Annotated in this window: 14 protein-coding genes; 3 read left to right on the top strand and 11 right to left on the bottom strand. The window is 56.8% G+C overall.

Annotated features, from left to right (window positions below):
- Positions 1-128: 128 nt before the first annotated feature.
- The 8 genes from araD to yiaK all read right to left on the bottom strand — a co-directional run bounded on the left by araD (position 129) and on the right by yiaK (position 7,705).
- On the bottom strand, positions 129-827 hold the full coding sequence (gene araD / locus ABLU96_RS20620; protein WP_014839773.1) for an L-ribulose-5-phosphate 4-epimerase: 699 nt from the start codon (positions 825-827) through the stop codon (positions 129-131).
- Positions 821-1,681: an L-ribulose-5-phosphate 3-epimerase gene (locus ABLU96_RS20625; protein ID WP_009653713.1), complete on the bottom strand. Its 861-nt coding sequence runs from the start codon at positions 1,679-1,681 to the stop codon at positions 821-823. The genes araD and ABLU96_RS20625 overlap by 7 nt, the downstream gene beginning before the upstream one ends.
- Complete coding sequence (ulaD, locus tag ABLU96_RS20630; RefSeq protein ID WP_064406454.1) at positions 1,674-2,336, bottom strand: 3-keto-L-gulonate-6-phosphate decarboxylase UlaD; 663 nt, start codon at positions 2,334-2,336, stop codon at positions 1,674-1,676. The genes ABLU96_RS20625 and ulaD overlap by 8 nt, the downstream gene beginning before the upstream one ends.
- A complete protein-coding gene (locus ABLU96_RS20635; protein WP_064406456.1) occupies positions 2,333-3,838 on the bottom strand; it encodes an FGGY-family carbohydrate kinase in 1,506 nt (501 codons plus the stop codon). Before ABLU96_RS20635 ends, ulaD begins: the two co-directional genes overlap by 4 nt.
- Positions 3,839-3,915: 77 nt before the next feature.
- Entirely contained in the window at positions 3,916-5,235 is a 1,320-nt protein-coding gene (locus tag ABLU96_RS20640) for an MFS transporter (protein WP_014839769.1), read from the bottom strand.
- 52 nt (positions 5,236-5,287) lie between these two features.
- Positions 5,288-6,217: a DUF4862 family protein gene (locus ABLU96_RS20645; RefSeq protein ID WP_064406457.1), complete on the bottom strand. Its 930-nt coding sequence runs from the start codon at positions 6,215-6,217 to the stop codon at positions 5,288-5,290.
- A 13-nt stretch (positions 6,218-6,230) separates the two neighbouring features.
- Positions 6,231-6,695 carry a YhcH/YjgK/YiaL family protein gene (locus ABLU96_RS20650; protein ID WP_032718798.1) on the bottom strand — a complete coding sequence of 155 codons (465 nt, stop codon included), beginning with the start codon at positions 6,693-6,695 and terminating at the stop codon, positions 6,231-6,233.
- An 11-nt stretch (positions 6,696-6,706) separates the two neighbouring features.
- Positions 6,707-7,705, bottom strand: a complete 999-nt coding sequence (gene yiaK / locus ABLU96_RS20655) for a 3-dehydro-L-gulonate 2-dehydrogenase (RefSeq protein WP_014839766.1) — start codon at positions 7,703-7,705, stop codon at positions 6,707-6,709.
- Between the two features lie 218 nt (positions 7,706-7,923).
- Here yiaK and yiaJ point away from each other — a divergent pair, with 218 nt between their 5' ends.
- Both yiaJ and ABLU96_RS20665 read left to right on the top strand, forming a co-directional pair.
- On the top strand, positions 7,924-8,742 hold the full coding sequence (gene yiaJ, locus ABLU96_RS20660) for an IclR family transcriptional regulator YiaJ (RefSeq protein ID WP_014839765.1): 819 nt from the start codon (positions 7,924-7,926) through the stop codon (positions 8,740-8,742).
- A gap of 118 nt (positions 8,743-8,860) precedes the next feature.
- A complete protein-coding gene (locus ABLU96_RS20665; protein ID WP_014227212.1) occupies positions 8,861-9,349 on the top strand; it encodes a 4Fe-4S dicluster domain-containing protein in 489 nt (162 codons plus the stop codon).
- Positions 9,350-9,480: 131 nt separating this feature from the next.
- Here the strand turns inward: ABLU96_RS20665 and avtA are convergent, their stop codons facing one another.
- Both avtA and ABLU96_RS20675 read right to left on the bottom strand, forming a co-directional pair.
- Positions 9,481-10,737 (bottom strand): valine--pyruvate transaminase, encoded by a 1,257-nt coding sequence (gene avtA, locus ABLU96_RS20670; protein ID WP_014227211.1) that lies wholly within the window; start codon positions 10,735-10,737, stop codon positions 9,481-9,483.
- Positions 10,738-10,911: 174 nt separating this feature from the next.
- On the bottom strand, positions 10,912-12,942 hold the full coding sequence (locus tag ABLU96_RS20675) for an alpha-amylase (RefSeq protein ID WP_233933051.1): 2,031 nt from the start codon (positions 12,940-12,942) through the stop codon (positions 10,912-10,914).
- A 315-nt stretch (positions 12,943-13,257) separates the two neighbouring features.
- On the opposite strand from ABLU96_RS20675, the gene ABLU96_RS20680 reads away from it, so the two are divergent.
- Positions 13,258-14,085, top strand: a complete 828-nt coding sequence (locus tag ABLU96_RS20680; RefSeq protein ID WP_071530269.1) for a protein bax — start codon at positions 13,258-13,260, stop codon at positions 14,083-14,085.
- 60 nt (positions 14,086-14,145) lie between these two features.
- On the opposite strand, the gene xylR is transcribed toward ABLU96_RS20680, so the two are convergent.
- On the bottom strand, positions 14,146-15,324 hold the full coding sequence (gene xylR / locus ABLU96_RS20685; protein WP_004126484.1) for a D-xylose utilization transcriptional activator XylR: 1,179 nt from the start codon (positions 15,322-15,324) through the stop codon (positions 14,146-14,148).
- Positions 15,325-15,382 lie beyond the last annotated feature (58 nt).

The raw sequence follows: 15,382 nt of genomic DNA on the forward strand, positions 1-15,382 counted from the left end.
CGGGAAAATTCTGCAACATCCTGCACGCTTCCCCCGGGGGCGGCGCAAAGCGCCTTGCCCGGGCTACGGGACCGCAGACCGCCGGTAGCCCGGATAAGGCGTTAGCCGCCATCCGGGAGTCCGCGGTGTTAGTTTTGCCCGTAATAGGCATTCGCGCCGTGTTTACGCAGGTAGTGTTTATCGAGCAGTTCAGACTGCATATCCGGCAGCTGTGGCGCCAGCTGGCGCGAGAACAGGCCCATATAGGCGCACTCTTCAAGTACCACGGCGTTATGTACGGCGTCGGCCGCATCTTTACCCCAGGCAAACGGGCCGTGCGAATGGACTAATACCGCCGGGATTTGCGCAGGATCCAGACCGCGCTGTTCAAAGGTTTTGATAATCACTTCGCCGGTCTGATACTCATACTCCCCGTTAATCTCCTCAACGGTCATCGGCCGGGTGCAGGGGATGGCGCCATAAAAATAGTCGGCGTGGGTGGTGCCCCAGGCGGGGAGATCGAGACCGGCCTGCGACCAGATCGTCGCATGGCGGGAGTGGGTATGCACGATCCCGCCGATCTGCGGATAGCGACGATAAAGGGCCAGATGCGTTGGCGTATCCGAAGAGGGTTTTTTAGCGCCTTCAACGATCTTACCGCTGGCGATCTCTACGACCACCATATCGTCGGCGGTCATCACCTCATATTCGACGCCGGAGGGCTTAATGACCATCAGACGGCGCGTTTCATCCACCGCGCTGACGTTGCCCCAGGTAAAGGTGACCAGCCGGTGCGCCGGGAGCGCCAGGTTTGCCGCCAGCACCTCGGCTTTCAGTTGCTCTAACATGTGAAACCTCCTTCCTGCATCCGTGATTCAATCCAGCGCCGGGCCTGGATAATCTCCAGCACCGGTTCGCTGGCCTTCTCCGTCCACATCTCAATCAGAAACGAACCGCGGTAGTTCAGCTCATGCAGCGTCTTAAAGATGCCGACAAAATCAACGCATCCTTCACCGAACGGCACGTCGCGGAACTGGCCCGGGCTATCGTCGGTCACGGGCAGCGTGTCCTTCAGGTGGATGGCGGCGATACGATCGATACCCAGTTTCAGCTCGGCGGTGACGTCGTTCCCCCAGGCGCTGAGGTTGCCGACGTCCGGATAGACGGTAAACCACGGTGACGAAAGCCTCTCGTCCCACTTTTTCCATTTGCTGATGGAGTTCATAAAGGCGGTGTCCATGATCTCCACCGCCAGCATCACCTGCGCGGCGGCGGCCTGTTCTACCGCCCAGGCCAGCCCTTCGGCAAAACGCTGCCGGGTGCCTTCATCGTGCTCTTCGTAATAGACGTCGTAACCCGCCAGCTGAATAGTACGAATCCCCAGATCGCGCGCCAGGCGGATGGCTTTGGTCATAATCTCCCGCGCCCGCTCGCGTACCGCCTCGTCGCGGCTGCCAAAGGGGAAACGGCGATGGGCGGACAGGCACATTGAGGGAATAGCGACGCCGGTTTCCAGCATCGCGCTCACCAGCGATGCCCGCTGGGCCGATGTCCACTCCAGGCGCGAAAGGCGTTCGTCGGTCTCGTCCACCGACATTTCGACAAAATCAAAACCGCAGCTTTTGGCCAGCACCAGCCGTTCAGGCCAGCTGAGATCCTTCGCCAGCGCTTTTTCATAAATACCTAACGGGTGGTTACGCATGCTGTTCTCCCCAGATAGCGTCGATTTGCGCGTGGAATTCGGCGGCAACCCGTGCCGGATGGGCAGCGCCTGCCAGCGCGCGCCCGGCAATAAACGCTTTGACGTTGATATCCTTGAACAGCGGCAGATCGGCCGGGGTAATCCCGCCGGTGATCGATAGCTCAAGGCCAATGTCGGAGAGCGCTTTCATGCGCGCCAGATCCGCCTCCCCCCACTGCTGCCCGCTGGCCTGGGCATCGCGTCCGCGATGGTAAATCGCCTGATAGACGCCGGTACGGTACCAGGCGCGGGCGTCATCCAGCGTCCAGTTGCCGAACAGCTCCATCTGAATTTCACCGCCGCAGGCCTGGGCCACGGCGTGGCCTTTCTCGACCGTAGCGAGCGGCGCAGCGCAGATGATGGTCATCCAGTTGGCGCCAGCGCCAAAGGCCTGCTGCGCCAGGGTTTCACCGGCGTCGGCGACTTTCCAGTCGGCGACGATGATCTTCTGCGGACACTGGGTGCGCAGGGCTGTAACTGCGTTAAGCCCCTCGGTCAAACAGAGGATGGTCCCCGCCTCCACGATATCAACGTGATCCTGTAGCAGGGCGACATCGCGCTGCGCAGCCTGAAGGCTGGTGTGGTCCAGCGCCAGCTGCAGTAATGGTCGGCTCATAATGCGTGCTCCTTAATACGGGCGTGATAGCCCTGTAGTGCCTCAATCAAATCCTGGTAGTGGCGGTATTTGCGCTGATAGCGTGCGTGGGCGGTCATATCGGGCAGCAGCGTGCGTACCGGGTGCTGCCGGGCGCGCCGGGCTTCGCTAAAGCTGCGGTATACGTCGGTGCCGACGCGCGCCGCGAGGGCAGCGCCAAAGCAGCCGGTCTCTTCCACCTGCGGCAGTTCAACGCGTAAGCCGCTGACGTCCGCCAGCATTTGCATCCAGACGTCGGAGTGCGCCGGGCCGCCGGTGACGCGCAGGGCCTGAACGCTTGTAAAGCGTTCGCGCATACGGTTGAGATGGGTCATATGGCTGAATACCACGCCTTCATAAACCGCCTGCAGCAGGTGCGCGCGGGTATGCAGCGCCTGCATGCCGTAAAAGCCGCAGGTCATCTCCAGCCCGGCGTTGCTGCCGTAGAGAAACGGCAGAAAAAACAGCTCGCTCCCGGCTTTCGGCAAACTGGCTACGGCCTGATTGATCTCATCAAACGAGAGATCGCCCCACTGGGCGGTAAACCACTCGAGGTTGCCGGATGAGGTCGGGCTGGCTTCGTGAACGATATACTGGCCGTCATTGACGTAGCGGCCATAGACGTAAGGGTGAGCCTCATGTTCGCGCAGACCGTGAGCGATACCGCTGGTGACGGCCCAGGTCCCCATCACCGCATTGAGGGTCGACTCATCCTCAATCCCGGCGCAAAGGGCGGTGGAGACCACGTCAAACAGGCCGCCAACGACGGGAGTACCCGCCGCCAGACCGGTTAAAGCGGCTGCCTGAGCGGTGATCTCCCCGCATATTTCGGCTGACCCTATAACGGGGGGCAGCGCGCTATCCACTTCGCCGATCCCCAGCCATTGGGTCAGACACGGGTCGTACTGGCCCGTGGACATGTTGTAGAGGTTGGACTCGGAGATGTTGCTCTCCTCGCAGCCTTTCACGCCGGTTAAGCACCAGCGCAGATAGTCATGCCCCATCATCACGCAGCCAATTTGCGCGTAGCGCTGGGGGTCATTCTCTTTGACCCAGCGCAGCAGAGAAGCCGGATGCCCGGTCCATAGCGTCTGGCGGGTAACGGGATAGAGCCGTTCGGGAATTCGGTCTCGCTGCCAGCGCTGAACGATATTCAGCGCCCGACGATCGGACGAGAGGATGGCGTTACCCAGCGGCCGATCCTGCTTATCGAGGAGAAAGAGACCCTTACCCTGAGCGGAGATGCCCACGCCTTTAATCTGTTCACCGGATACCCCTGCCTGTTGTAATAGTCCGGCAATGGTTGCCGCGCAGTGTTGCCAGAGCTGATGCATGTCGCGTTCGGCGTAACCCGGCAGGGGCGACATCGTCTGTAGCGCTTGCCGCACAATGCCATGTTCATGACCTTCGGCATCATATAAACCGGCTTTCAGATACGTGCCGCCACAATCAATACCCAGCCAGAAGGCCTGTTTCTTGCTCATCTTTCGCATCTCATTCTTGCCGGGAGGACCCGGCATATTTCGCAGACCCGGCAGGCGCAGCGCCGCCGGGCTCGATTTTACGCAGTGCGTTTGTGTGGGTTTATCGTCTTTACCGGCGCAGCACCGGCATCGCATTTCGCCGGCAGCAGTAGCGCCATCAGCGCGGCCAGCGCCAGGGAGATCGCCAGGCAATAAACGCCGGCGTCTTTGCTGTACAGCGTGATCAGAACCCCGACCGCATAAGGGCCACAAAATCCGCCGAGGTTGCCAAGCGCGTTGATAACCCCGCGCGCGCCGCCCGCCATTTCAGCGCTGAACAGACGTGCCGGGATGGTCCAGAACACGCCAGCCGCCGATTGCAGGAAGAATCCGCAGCCGACCAGCGCGGCATAGGAGAGCCATATTTGATTTTTCAGCGCCACCGACAGGAACATGCACAGAGCGAAGCCAATCAGCGGCAGGCAGACGAACAGCTTGCGTTTACCGGTTCGGTCTGAAAGAGAAGAGAACAGGAACATCCCGGCAATGGCGCCGACGTACGGCAGAATGGCGAGCATCCCGACCTGCCCCATGCTGCTGTGGGTTAATTCTTTCAGAATGGTGGGCAGCCACAGGGTGTAGCCGTAAATGCCGGTCTGGTAGAAGAAGTTCAGGGCGATAAGCTGCCACATGGTTTTGTCGGAGAGAACGGCGCTCAGAGAGGCGTTTTTCACCTCGGTGCCGGCAATGGCCCGTTGCTCTGCGGCCAGCGTCTCGACCAGATAGTTCTGCTCTGCTTTAGAGATCCAGCGCGCTTCCTGCGGCCGGTCATAGATGGTGTAGGTCCACAGAACCAAAACAACCAGCGAGAGCAAACCTTCGATAATAAACAGCCAGCGCCAGTCGAGAACCGTGATAATCCAGCCTGAGAGCGGGGCGGTGATAATCCCGGCAATCGGCACGAACATAATGACAATCGCGTTGGCGCGACCGCGTTCCGCATCAGGGAACCAGTTACTGATCATGGTGAGAACGACCGGCAGCATGCCGCCTTCCGCCACGCCTAGTAAGAAGCGCAGGGCCAGAAGCTGGTACTGATTGGTAATTAACCCCGTCAGCACGGAGATAACCGCCCAGGCGACCAGCGACCAGCCGATAAATTTCTTACCGCTGCCGTGAACGGCAATTTTCCCGCCGGGAACCTGTAAAAATAGATAACCGATAAAGAAAATACCGCCCGCCAGCCCCGCCATGGTGGCGGAAATACCTAAGTCGGCATCCATGCCGCCGGGCATGGCAAAGGCAATATTGACCCGGTCCATATAAGAAATAATACAGGTGATCAGTATTGGGGGAATAATTCTTAACCAGCGCTGGCGCGGTATATCTTTGGGTGTAGAGTTAGAGGTTATATTCATCTTTATAGTCTCGTAATATTAAAAAATATTCTGGCGATGAAGGTGGCTATTATTATTGTGCTTGTTTTAGCGCTGAGATGCCGTCGCGTAATATCGCGATGCGATGGTCAACGTTTGCGCTGGCAGTGATTTCCAGTAATTTGATACCTGAGAATTGCAGGGGATCGTCTCCTGCGCAGGCAAATAATTCACGAGCGTGGTCGGTGGTCATCAGGCCCTGCGGGCAGAAAGGCGCGAACGGCGCGTGTAAATCCTGCCATTCGCCGTACTCGCCGGTTTGCGTCGTGCCGGAAAACATCAGCGCGCCGAGCTTCCCTGCCCGTTTTGCCTGCTGCGTATGGGTGAGCGGTAGAACGGTATTCCGCCCTTCAATGGCAGAGCGCGCCCAGTTGATACAGATGCTGATGTCGTAGTCGGCAATGGCTTCCAGCACGTTTTCTAACGGCAAAAATCCTTTGCGCGGCGCGGTGCCGGTCATCGCGTCGCAGTGCTCCAGCACCAGCTCGCAGGACCAGTCCCAGCGGGTAATCTCTTTTAATGAACGGGCAAAGGCATCGGTAGCCTGATCCACGTTGGCATTGCCCGCCAGCGGGGCGGCGTGAAGCTCAAGGGCAATGACCTTTCCGGCGGTCTTACCATTGATTTTAGCGATCTTCTGCTGCAGGTGACGATAGTACTCCACGCAGGCTTTGCGCTGCTCTTCGTCGCTGGATGCCAGCCCAAAGCCGCCGTTTTCACCGCGGCGGCGCATGGTTTCCATGATGGCGGTAACGACAATCTGCCAGTGTCCCGGGGTATGGCGCAATAACCACTCGTCGCCGAGCGGATGAAGATGTTCAAGGCAGGGTTGCTCCAGCCCGCGAATATCCGGGGTGTCGGAGAGCTGCCGCCAGAATTCCGTCTCTTCCTCTTCACTCTTTTGGTGAAATGAGGGTGCACAGGGGTACGCACCGATAATGTAACCGGTATTATTCGAATTCATTTTGTGCTCCTTATTATAAAACTGAAATAGCGACCTTAACGACTATTTTGCGGATCGGGGTGGCTACAGTTTTATTACATCCAGGACGATGCACATCTTGCGGGAAAAATATCGCATAGTTGCCTGGCGTCATTTCAAAGAACGATTCATGTTCGCTGTCGTGATAGAAAATAATATCGCGCTGTTCTAACAACGATTCGCTGATTTGATTATTGCCGGTATCAATGGCGATACCGATTTTTTCTTCACCCCACGCCAGAAACTGGATATCCAGATAGCGACGGTGAACCTCCGGACGATTGTCAGCGGCATCGCGGGTGGTTAAGTCAATAACCTGCGCGAAGATGTTCTTGCCGTCGATTTCCACGACGCCGGGTTCCAGCGCGTGAAAATCCGTCGTGCGCAGGAAATCAAGCGCCTGTTCAATGGCCGCGGGCAGACGACACGGATTCGGTTGAGCAATATGGCCAAAAATCATGGGTGAGCTCCTTACAGCGCCTGAATTTTGGCCCATACGCTGTCATCGACGGTAATACCGTTGCGGCGGTTTTCATCCAGCAGTCGGGTAAATTCATGGCCGGGCAGGCGGACCGCCACATTTTCATCGGCGCGTTCGGCGGTGGTGATGAAATCCATAATTCGCTGCAGCTTGGCGTCGCGGGTTGCGCCATCGATCAGCTTATCCACTTCTATGGCGATGAAGATCTGCGAAACGCCATATTCATCGCTGTTTTCCTGAGTCACTTCGGCAACGGAAGAGCCGTTGGAAAGCAGGGTGGCAATCATATCCAGCACGATCGACAGGCCGGAACCTTTCCAGTAGCCCATCGGCAAAATACGGCGGTTTTTCTCGATAACCCCCGGTTCTTTGGTCAAATGACCTTCATCGTCGAATCCGCCGTCCACGGGCAGCTCGCGGCCGGCAAGGCGGTTAACTTCCAGCATGCCGTAGGAGAACATCGACATCGACATATCCACCATGGTGATCGGCGTTGACGGAATGGCGACGATCAGCGGATTGGTACCGATACGGCACTCCTTAGCGCCCCACGGCGGCATAACGGCGATAGAGTTGGTCCAGCAGATGCCGATGTAGCCTTTTTCCGCCGCCTGCCAGCCATAGCTGCCGCCGCGCATCCAGTGGTTGGCGTTACGTAACGCCACCAGGCCGATACCGTGATCGGAAGCCAGTTCGATGGCCCGGTCCATCATCTTTTTCGCCGTCAGGTTGCCGATGGAGCGCTGGGCATCCCACTGCTCGATGGCGCCGAGGCTGGTTACCCGCTGCGGTTTAGCCTCGGGGATGATGTCGCCGTTGTCCAGCTGCTGGATGAAGCGAGGAAAGCGGTTCACGCCGTGAGAATAGACGCCGGATTCGGTGGTGCGGGCAAACATTTCTGCGCAGGCATCGGCGGTTTCTGCGGCGATACCCCGCGCCAGCAGTACTCGATTGAATGCCTCTTTTAACTGCTCAAACGTTACTTTCATTCCTGTTTCCCTGGTCAGAGTTGATCGCTTTTTTATCTCTAAATTTCACTATGCGAAATCTGATTTCAAATATAGCGATCAATTTTTATCAGATCAACGGGCAGCGTTATTTTTAAAAATCATAAAAATCATAAAGTTGTGTTTTTTCGGTTCAGATCGTGAACTGAAACACACTTTGCGCTACCATCTGAACGCGACAAAAACGGGGAGCGGAAACGATGGGCACAAAAGAGAGCGATGTAACGCAAGACAAAGAGAGGCCTGCCGGAAGCCAGAGCCTTTTTCGTGGGTTGATGCTGATTGAGATCCTGAGTAATTACCCAAACGGATGCCCGCTGGCGCATCTGTCGGAACTGGCGGGCCTGAACAAAAGCACCGTTCATCGCTTATTGCAGGGGCTGCAATCCTGCGGCTACGTGACGCCAGCCCCGGCGGCGGGGAGCTATCGTCTGACGACAAAGTTTATCGCCGTTGGCCAAAAGGCTTTGTCGTCGCTCAATATCATCCACGTCGCGGCGCCGCATCTTGAGGCGCTCAACCTGGCCACCGGCGAGACGGTGAACTTCTCCAGCCGTGAAGATGACCACGCTATCCTGATTTATAAGCTGGAGCCGACCACCGGCATGCTGCGTACGCGCGCCTATATTGGCCAGCATATGCCGCTGTACTGCTCGGCAATGGGCAAGATTTATATGGCGTTTGGCCATCCTGACTACGTTGAGAGCTACTGGAATTCACACCAGGATATTATTCAGCCGCTGACCCGGAATACCATTACCGGCTTACCTGCGATGCATGATGAGCTGGCGCAGATCCGCGAGCGTAATATGGCGATGGACAGGGAAGAGAACGAGTTGGGCGTGTCCTGCCTGGCGGTCCCGGTTTTCGATATTCATGGACGCGTGCCTTATGCCATTTCTATCTCCTTATCAACATCGCGCCTCAAGCAGGTAGGAGAGAAGAATTTACTCAAGCCGCTGCGCGATACGGCAGAGGCGATTTCCCGCGAACTGGGCTTTTCCGTGCGGGAAGGGTAAGGCAGATGACCAAATTGTCCCGGGCATCTGAGAGAAAACGCCGCTGACTCCATTCAGGATCAAGGCGCGGAAGCGGTTTTTTCTGGCACTCTGCGTTTTTATCCCCAGTGGAGCAAGGATGAACCGGTTTATTATCGCGGATGCGCAAAAGTGCATCGGCTGTCGTACCTGTGAAGTCGCCTGCGTGGTATCCCATCAGCGGGACCAGGACTGTTCTGGCGTTTCCGCCATGCGCTTTGCGCCGCGGATCCGCGTGGTGAAAAATGACGAACTCTCGACGGCGACGCTTTGCCGCCAGTGTGAAGATGCGCCCTGCGCCAACGTCTGCCCCGAGGGCGCTATCCGCCGGGAAAATTCGGTCTGGCGCGTGGATCAGCGCCGCTGCATCGGCTGCAAAAGCTGCATGGTGGCGTGCCCCTATGGCGCGATGACGGTGATGCGGGTGGAGGAGGGCGTACAGGCGCTGAAGTGCGATTTGTGCAGCCATCGGGAAGAAGGCCCGGCCTGCGTGGCGGCATGCCCGACGCAGGCGCTGCGCTGCATGGAACCGATGGAGCTGGAGAGAATAGCCGCTGAACGTCGCCAGCGGATGGCGCTGGCGATGTAGCGATGATGCCTTCTTACGGCGTGTTCCCGGAGGCGGCGCTGCCTGTCCGCAGAACGCTGGAAGCCTGTAGCCCGGCTGAGCGCAGCGCGAGCCGGGAATATATCTGGATTATTCAGGATTCTGGCGCTCGTTTACGCGTCCTGTTCACCCCATGCGCGTTCAACTTCTTCGGCGAGAATCTTCACGCCTGCTTCAATCTTCTCCGGGTCCGGCACATAGTTCATGCGCATGCACTGATGCGTGTGCGGCCACGGTTTATCCAGGCCAGGGAAGAAATAGTCGCCCGGTACCATCAGGACGCCGCGCTTTTTCAGGCGCTGGTACAGCAGCTCGGTAGAAATCGGCAGATCCTTAAACCATAGCCAGAGAAAAATCGCGCCTTCCGGTTTATGAATCAGGCAGCGATCTTCCGGCAAATAGCGGCGAATAATGGCAATAGTCTCCTGAACGCGCTGGTAGTAGAACGGCTTAATCACCGTTTCCGACAGGCGCAGAAGATCGTTGCGTTTAATCATCTCGCACATCATGGCCGGCCCCATTCCGCCGGGGGCGAGGCTGATAATGCCGTTCATATTGCTGATGGCGGTGATGATTTTTTCGTTAGCGATGATAATCCCGCAGCGGCTACCCGGCAGGCCCAGCTTGGAGAGGCTCATGCACAGCACGATATTCGGATTCCACAGCGGCCTGGCGTCGCTGAAAATAATCCCCGGGAACGGAACGCCGTAGGCGTTATCAATCACCAACGGGATGCCGTGCTGGTTGGCCAGCGCATCCAGCTTGATCAGCTCATCGTCGGTGATCACGTTGCCCGTTGGGTTGGTGGGGCGGGAAACGCAGATCATTCCCGTCTCGTCCGTGACCTGCAAATGTTCGAAATCCACGTGGTATTTAAACTGGCCTTCCGGCAGTAGTTCAATGTTCGGGCGGGTGGCGACAAACAGATCTTCTTCGAGGCCGGCATCGGCGTAGCCGATGTACTCGGGCGTCAACGGAAACAGCACTTTACGGGTGGTTCCATCCGCGCGACGGCCTGCGAAGAGGTTAAACAAGTAGAAAAACGCGCTCTGACTGCCGTTTGTCAGTGCAATATTCTGTGGTTCGATCTCCCAACCCAGTTCATCACGCAGCATCTGCGCCAGCAGGGCCAGCAGCTCGCTTTTACCCTGCGGACCGTCATAATTACAAAGCGCATCAAGGGCTTTGCCGCTGTTCAGCATGTCGGCCAGCAGGCTATGGAAGTAATCATTCATTTCCGGAATCTGCGCGGGATTGCCGCCGCCCAGCATGATGGCGCCCGGGGTACGCAGGCCGTCATTGAGGTCTTCCATCAAGCGGGTGATGCCCGAATGACGGGTAAATTTGTCGCCAAAAAGTGAAAATGTCATCGCGATTAGTCTGTCGGTATTCCAGGAAAGTGGGTAACCATAACGCCAGCGCAGACAGGGTGCAAATCGAGGTATCAGTGAGATATTTTGTTTTTATGCTGCTAAAGGAAGATATTTTGGATTTTTGTTCTGAAGCAGCTCCCCCGAGTGTCAGGGGAGCCTTGGGTCAGAAGACTACTGCTGACCTGCCCATACCACCATCACTTTGTCATCGCCGTTCTCGCGAATAAAGCCGTAGCCTTTCGCCATCGATAGGGTGGTTTGTTTACCCATGCCAATCGCCGGATGACGGGCGCGGAACTGGCCCAGTTTCTCCCAGTGGGTCACGCTGCGCGCGGCTTTGCCGTTGACGTCCTGCCAGTTCATATCTGAGCGCGTCCCCTGTAGCGGATCGGAGCCGGTCGGGCCGAACGGCCGCGAGGATTCATCGCCGTAGAAGATCTGCACTGCGCCAGGCGCGAGCAGCAGCAATTCCGCCGCCGTGCTGCCGCCTTCGCGGAACAGGCTGGTATCGTGCGAGGAAAGATAGCTTAACACATTGAAATCCTGAAGCTTCTCTGCCATATGTTGCCAGGTCAGGTCGATATTCGCCAGGCAGCTTGTCGCTTTCGCCGCCTGATCCTGATAATCAAAATTCAGCATTGCGTCAAAACCGTGGCGATAGTAGTCGCTCTGCATCACGCCGTGGCCCCAGGCCTCGCCGGTCATCCAGAACGGCGCGTTATCCAGCGCTTTATCCGGATTGGCTTTTTTCCATTCCGCCAGCGCTTCAGTGGCCTGGGTTTTTAACTGCAGCCAGGCGGCCTGCTCGACGTGCTTGGCGGTATCGACGCGGAAGCCGTCGATGCCGTAGTCGCGCACCCATTGGCTCAGCCAGTGGGTCAGATAATCGCGCGGCGTATAGCCGGGGATCGCTTTGGCCGCGGTATCCGGCTTATGGCGATAGAAGTTTGGCAGGCCGGATGGCGCCGTGGATTCGGTTTTCAGATCCGGAAGGAAGGCCAGCGACATCGTCAGGTCATCAAATCCGGGGTTGTCGTAATCGCCAATATCGGTGCGGATCCACTTTTTACCCCACCATTTTTCCCAACCGGCTTTGTCGCTGAAGTTAATGTAGTCGTTAAAGCTGTGCCAGCTTTGTCCCGCGCGGGGCTTCCAGTCGGTCCAGCGCTCTCCGAGGGTCTTTTTCAGCTCATCGCCCTGGATGTACAGCGAGCCAAACTGAAACTCCTGCATATCGGCCAGGGTCGCGTAGCCGGTATGGTTCATCACCACGTCGAACAGAATGCGGATCCCGCGCTTGTGGGCCTCATCGACGAGGCGGCGCAGATCGTCTTCCGTTCCCATATTGGCATCCAGCTTCGTCCAGTCCTGGGTGTAATAGCCGTGATAGGCGTAGTGCGGGAAATCGCCTTTCGTACCGCCGCCGACCCAGCCGTGGATTTGTTCCAGCGGCGAACTGATCCAGAGCGCGTTAACGCCGAGCTGCTGGATGTAATCCAGTTTGCTGGTCAGGCCCTGCAGGTCGCCGCCGTGGAAGGTGCCAATTTCCTGCATGCCGTCTTTGTGGCGGCCATAGCTATTGTCGTTGGCCGGGTTGCCGTTGACAAAGCGATCGGTCAGCACGAAATAGACGGTGGCGTTATGCCAGTTGAACGGCGCGGCGGCTTCCGTTTCCGCGCGTTCAAGCAGCAGCAGACCATTGCTGTTAAACGCCGGCTGGAGGGTAACTTTACCGCCGCTGACGGTCGCGATATTACCGCTGTAGAAATCGCGAACTTTACTGCCTTCGGCGAAGGACTTGCTGACGTCAATGGTGAGCGGCTTGCCATCCCATTTCGGACACTGCTTCATCTGCGGCGCGGCGGCGGCGGTCTGTTTCTCCTCCAGAGAGACCATCATGGTTGGCGTACCTGAACGGGTATCGACTTCCAGGGTATAGCGGCCATCGCGGAATACGCGCCACTGCGGCGCCGGATCGCGGCAAGGTTCCATAGACAGCATCTGGTTGAGCTTGATCGCGCCGGCAGGCTGCCAGCACTGTTGGTCAAAATTAATCCGCAGAGGGCGCGTACCCTTTGCTACCTCGTTTTGACTGATAAATCTGCTGGTGCCTTCTTCGGTAAAGGCGGGGAAATCTGCGGTAGTCCAGGCGGCGAAGGCCATCCCAGGCAACAGCAGCGACGCAAGCGCAGCGAGTTTCATTCCGGAGTCCTGTGTGCGGTTTTTTGTTCAGTTTGCGCGTCTGGCTGTCTAATGAACTCATCCCACCGGCGCTTTTCCAGGGAGGATGAAAAAGGGTGAGTGATCGCGTTCAAAAAACAAGCAAAAAATGCGAGGGTTGTCGCATTTTTGTACTGTTGTCATGGGGCGGAAACCGATTTCAGATGACAGCTTTTCGGAATTGGACTATTTCTGTGGGTGCGTCATCTGGGTATTTTTGATACTATTCGCGATTCAACTATCGATTTTTTGTGAAAAACAAGGCGTTGGAATGATTGCATCCGACCAGGAGACCTAATGATATCGACTCCCATTCGACGATATGGGGCCGCGATACTCATGTTACTTACCTGCATATTTTCAGGTAGTGTGCTGGCAACAACACACACAGCAACAACGAGTCATAAAGCCCCAATAGTTAAGAAGAAAAGCACCGTTAAAGTAAGCAAGGTAAGCAGTAAACAAGAGTATTCTCGCAATAGTGTAAAGAGCAGTTCACTTCCTGATTTGCGAAAATACCCTTCCGGGACACCAAGGAAAAAAGCGTTTCTCCGGACGGTAATGCCTTACATTACGAAACAGAATCAGGTGATTACCGCCGATCGTAACTGGCTTGTTTCCAAGCAGTACGATGCGCGCTGGTCGCCGAGCGAGCGTACGCGGCTGAAAGAGATCGCCTCTCGCTATAAAGTGAAGTGGTCCGGCAATACTCGCCATATTCCATGGAACTCGCTGCTTGAGCGCGTCGACATTATCCCGAATAGCATGGTCGCTACCATGGCAGCGGCGGAAAGCGGCTGGGGAACGTCAAAGCTGGCGCGGGTGAACAACAATTTATTTGGTATGAAGTGTGGCGGTGGAAACTGCCGCGGTGCGGTGAAGGGCTACTCCCAGTTTGATTCGGTGGAAGAGTCCGTTCAGGCCTATGTCCGAAATCTGAATACGCATCCGGCCTACTCGTCGTTCCGTAAATCGCGTGCGCAGCTGCGTAAAGCCGATCAGGAAGTGACCGCCAGCACGATGATTCATAAGCTGAAGGGCTATTCGACCAAAGGGTCGAGCTATAACAACTATCTCTTCGCGATGTATCAGGATAACCAGCGGTTGATAGCCGCGCACATGTAATTGCTCTTACATGTCATCATTGATGCCCGGTGCGTAAGCCCGGGCATTTTTCTTTGCGCGCTACATCATGACTTCGCTGTGCCGGTCGCGGTACTCCTTCGGCGTCACGTCGTACTCTTTCTTAAACACCGAATAGAAATACTGCAGCGATGGATAGCCGCACATCTGGGAGATTTCGTTAATCGATAGGGTGGTTGATACCAGCAGACTGCGCGCTTTTTCCAGCTTCTCGCTGTGGATCACCGTATGAATGGTTTCGCCGACTTCCTCTTTGAAGCGCTTTTCCAGATTCGAGCGGGAAATACCCACGGCGTCCAGCACCTGCTCAACTTTAATCCCTTTACAGGCGTGGTTACGGATATAGTGCATCGCCTGAATGACCGAAGGATCAGTGAGCGAACGGTAGTCGGTGGAGCGGCGTTCTACCACGCGCATCGGCGGGATAAGCTGACGCTGAAGCGGCAGCTCTTCATTCTCCAGCAGGCGATGCAGCAGCTTTGCCGCCTGGTAGCCCATCTGACGGGTGCCCTGCGCAACGGAGGAGAGCGCCACGCGCGACAGGTAGCGGGTAAGCTCTTCGTTATCTATGCCGATAACGCACAGCTTTTCCGGGACGGGGATATGCAGCCGCTCGCAGGCCTGTAATACGTGGCGCGCGCGGGCGTCGGTAACGGCGATGATGCCGGTTTGCGGCGGTAGGGTTTGCAGCCAGTCGGCGAGGCGGTTTTGCGCATGCTGCCAGTTTTCCGGCGCCGTCTCGAGCCCCTGATAGACCACGCCGCGATATTTCTCTCTGGCGACCAGCTGGCAAAACGCGTGCTCGCGCTCGGCGGCCCAGCCTTTACAGCTGGAAGCGGGCAGGCCGTAAAAGGCAAAGCGGTTAATGCCCTTTTCCTTCAGATGCAGGAAGGCGCTCTCGACCAGCGCGGCGTTGTCGGTGGCGATATAGTGAACCGGCGGATAGCACTCCGGGCGGTGGAAGGAGCCGCCGACGCCGACAATCGGAACATTCACGTCGATCAGCAGGTTTTCAATTTCCGGATCGTCGTAATCGGCAATAACGCCGTCGCCTAACCACTCCTTGATGTTTTCAATTCGTGCCCGAAAATCTTCCTCAATGAAGATATCCCATTCCAGTTGCGATGCTTGTAAATATTCGCCGACGCCCTCAACGACCTGGCGATCGTAGGCTTTGTTGGCATTGAATAACAGCGTAATACGGTGACGCTTTTCAAACATAGTGTTGTTCCTGGTCTCTCTTGCAGGCCATACAATACCGGCCAATGCCCGGATTTTT

The sequence above is a fragment of the Klebsiella sp. CN_Kp106 genome, from assembly GCF_040064575.1.
GTDB classification, from domain to species: domain Bacteria; phylum Pseudomonadota; class Gammaproteobacteria; order Enterobacterales; family Enterobacteriaceae; genus Klebsiella; species Klebsiella michiganensis.

Bases quoted from the DNA above. Each gene is read 5' to 3' on its own strand.
- ABLU96_RS20625 (WP_009653713.1), bottom strand. From the start codon at position 1,681: ATGCGTAACCACCCGTTAGGTATTTATGAAAAAGCGCTGGCGAAGGAT.
- ABLU96_RS20680 (WP_071530269.1), top strand. From the start codon at position 13,258: ATGATATCGACTCCCATTCGACGATATGGGGCCGCGATACTCATGTTA.
- ABLU96_RS20650 (WP_032718798.1), bottom strand. From the start codon at position 6,695: ATGATTTTTGGCCATATTGCTCAACCGAATCCGTGTCGTCTGCCCGCG.
- araD (WP_014839773.1), bottom strand. From the start codon at position 827: ATGTTAGAGCAACTGAAAGCCGAGGTGCTGGCGGCAAACCTGGCGCTC.
- ABLU96_RS20635 (WP_064406456.1), bottom strand. From the start codon at position 3,838: ATGAGCAAGAAACAGGCCTTCTGGCTGGGTATTGATTGTGGCGGCACG.
- xylR (WP_004126484.1), bottom strand. From the start codon at position 15,324: ATGTTTGAAAAGCGTCACCGTATTACGCTGTTATTCAATGCCAACAAA.
- avtA (WP_014227211.1), bottom strand. From the start codon at position 10,737: ATGACATTTTCACTTTTTGGCGACAAATTTACCCGTCATTCGGGCATC.
- yiaJ (WP_014839765.1), top strand. From the start codon at position 7,924: ATGGGCACAAAAGAGAGCGATGTAACGCAAGACAAAGAGAGGCCTGCC.
- ABLU96_RS20665 (WP_014227212.1), top strand. From the start codon at position 8,861: ATGAACCGGTTTATTATCGCGGATGCGCAAAAGTGCATCGGCTGTCGT.
- ABLU96_RS20675 (WP_233933051.1), bottom strand. From the start codon at position 12,942: ATGAAACTCGCTGCGCTTGCGTCGCTGCTGTTGCCTGGGATGGCCTTC.
- ABLU96_RS20640 (WP_014839769.1), bottom strand. From the start codon at position 5,235: ATGAATATAACCTCTAACTCTACACCCAAAGATATACCGCGCCAGCGC.
- yiaK (WP_014839766.1), bottom strand. From the start codon at position 7,705: ATGAAAGTAACGTTTGAGCAGTTAAAAGAGGCATTCAATCGAGTACTG.
- ABLU96_RS20645 (WP_064406457.1), bottom strand. From the start codon at position 6,217: ATGAATTCGAATAATACCGGTTACATTATCGGTGCGTACCCCTGTGCA.
- ulaD (WP_064406454.1), bottom strand. From the start codon at position 2,336: ATGAGCCGACCATTACTGCAGCTGGCGCTGGACCACACCAGCCTTCAG.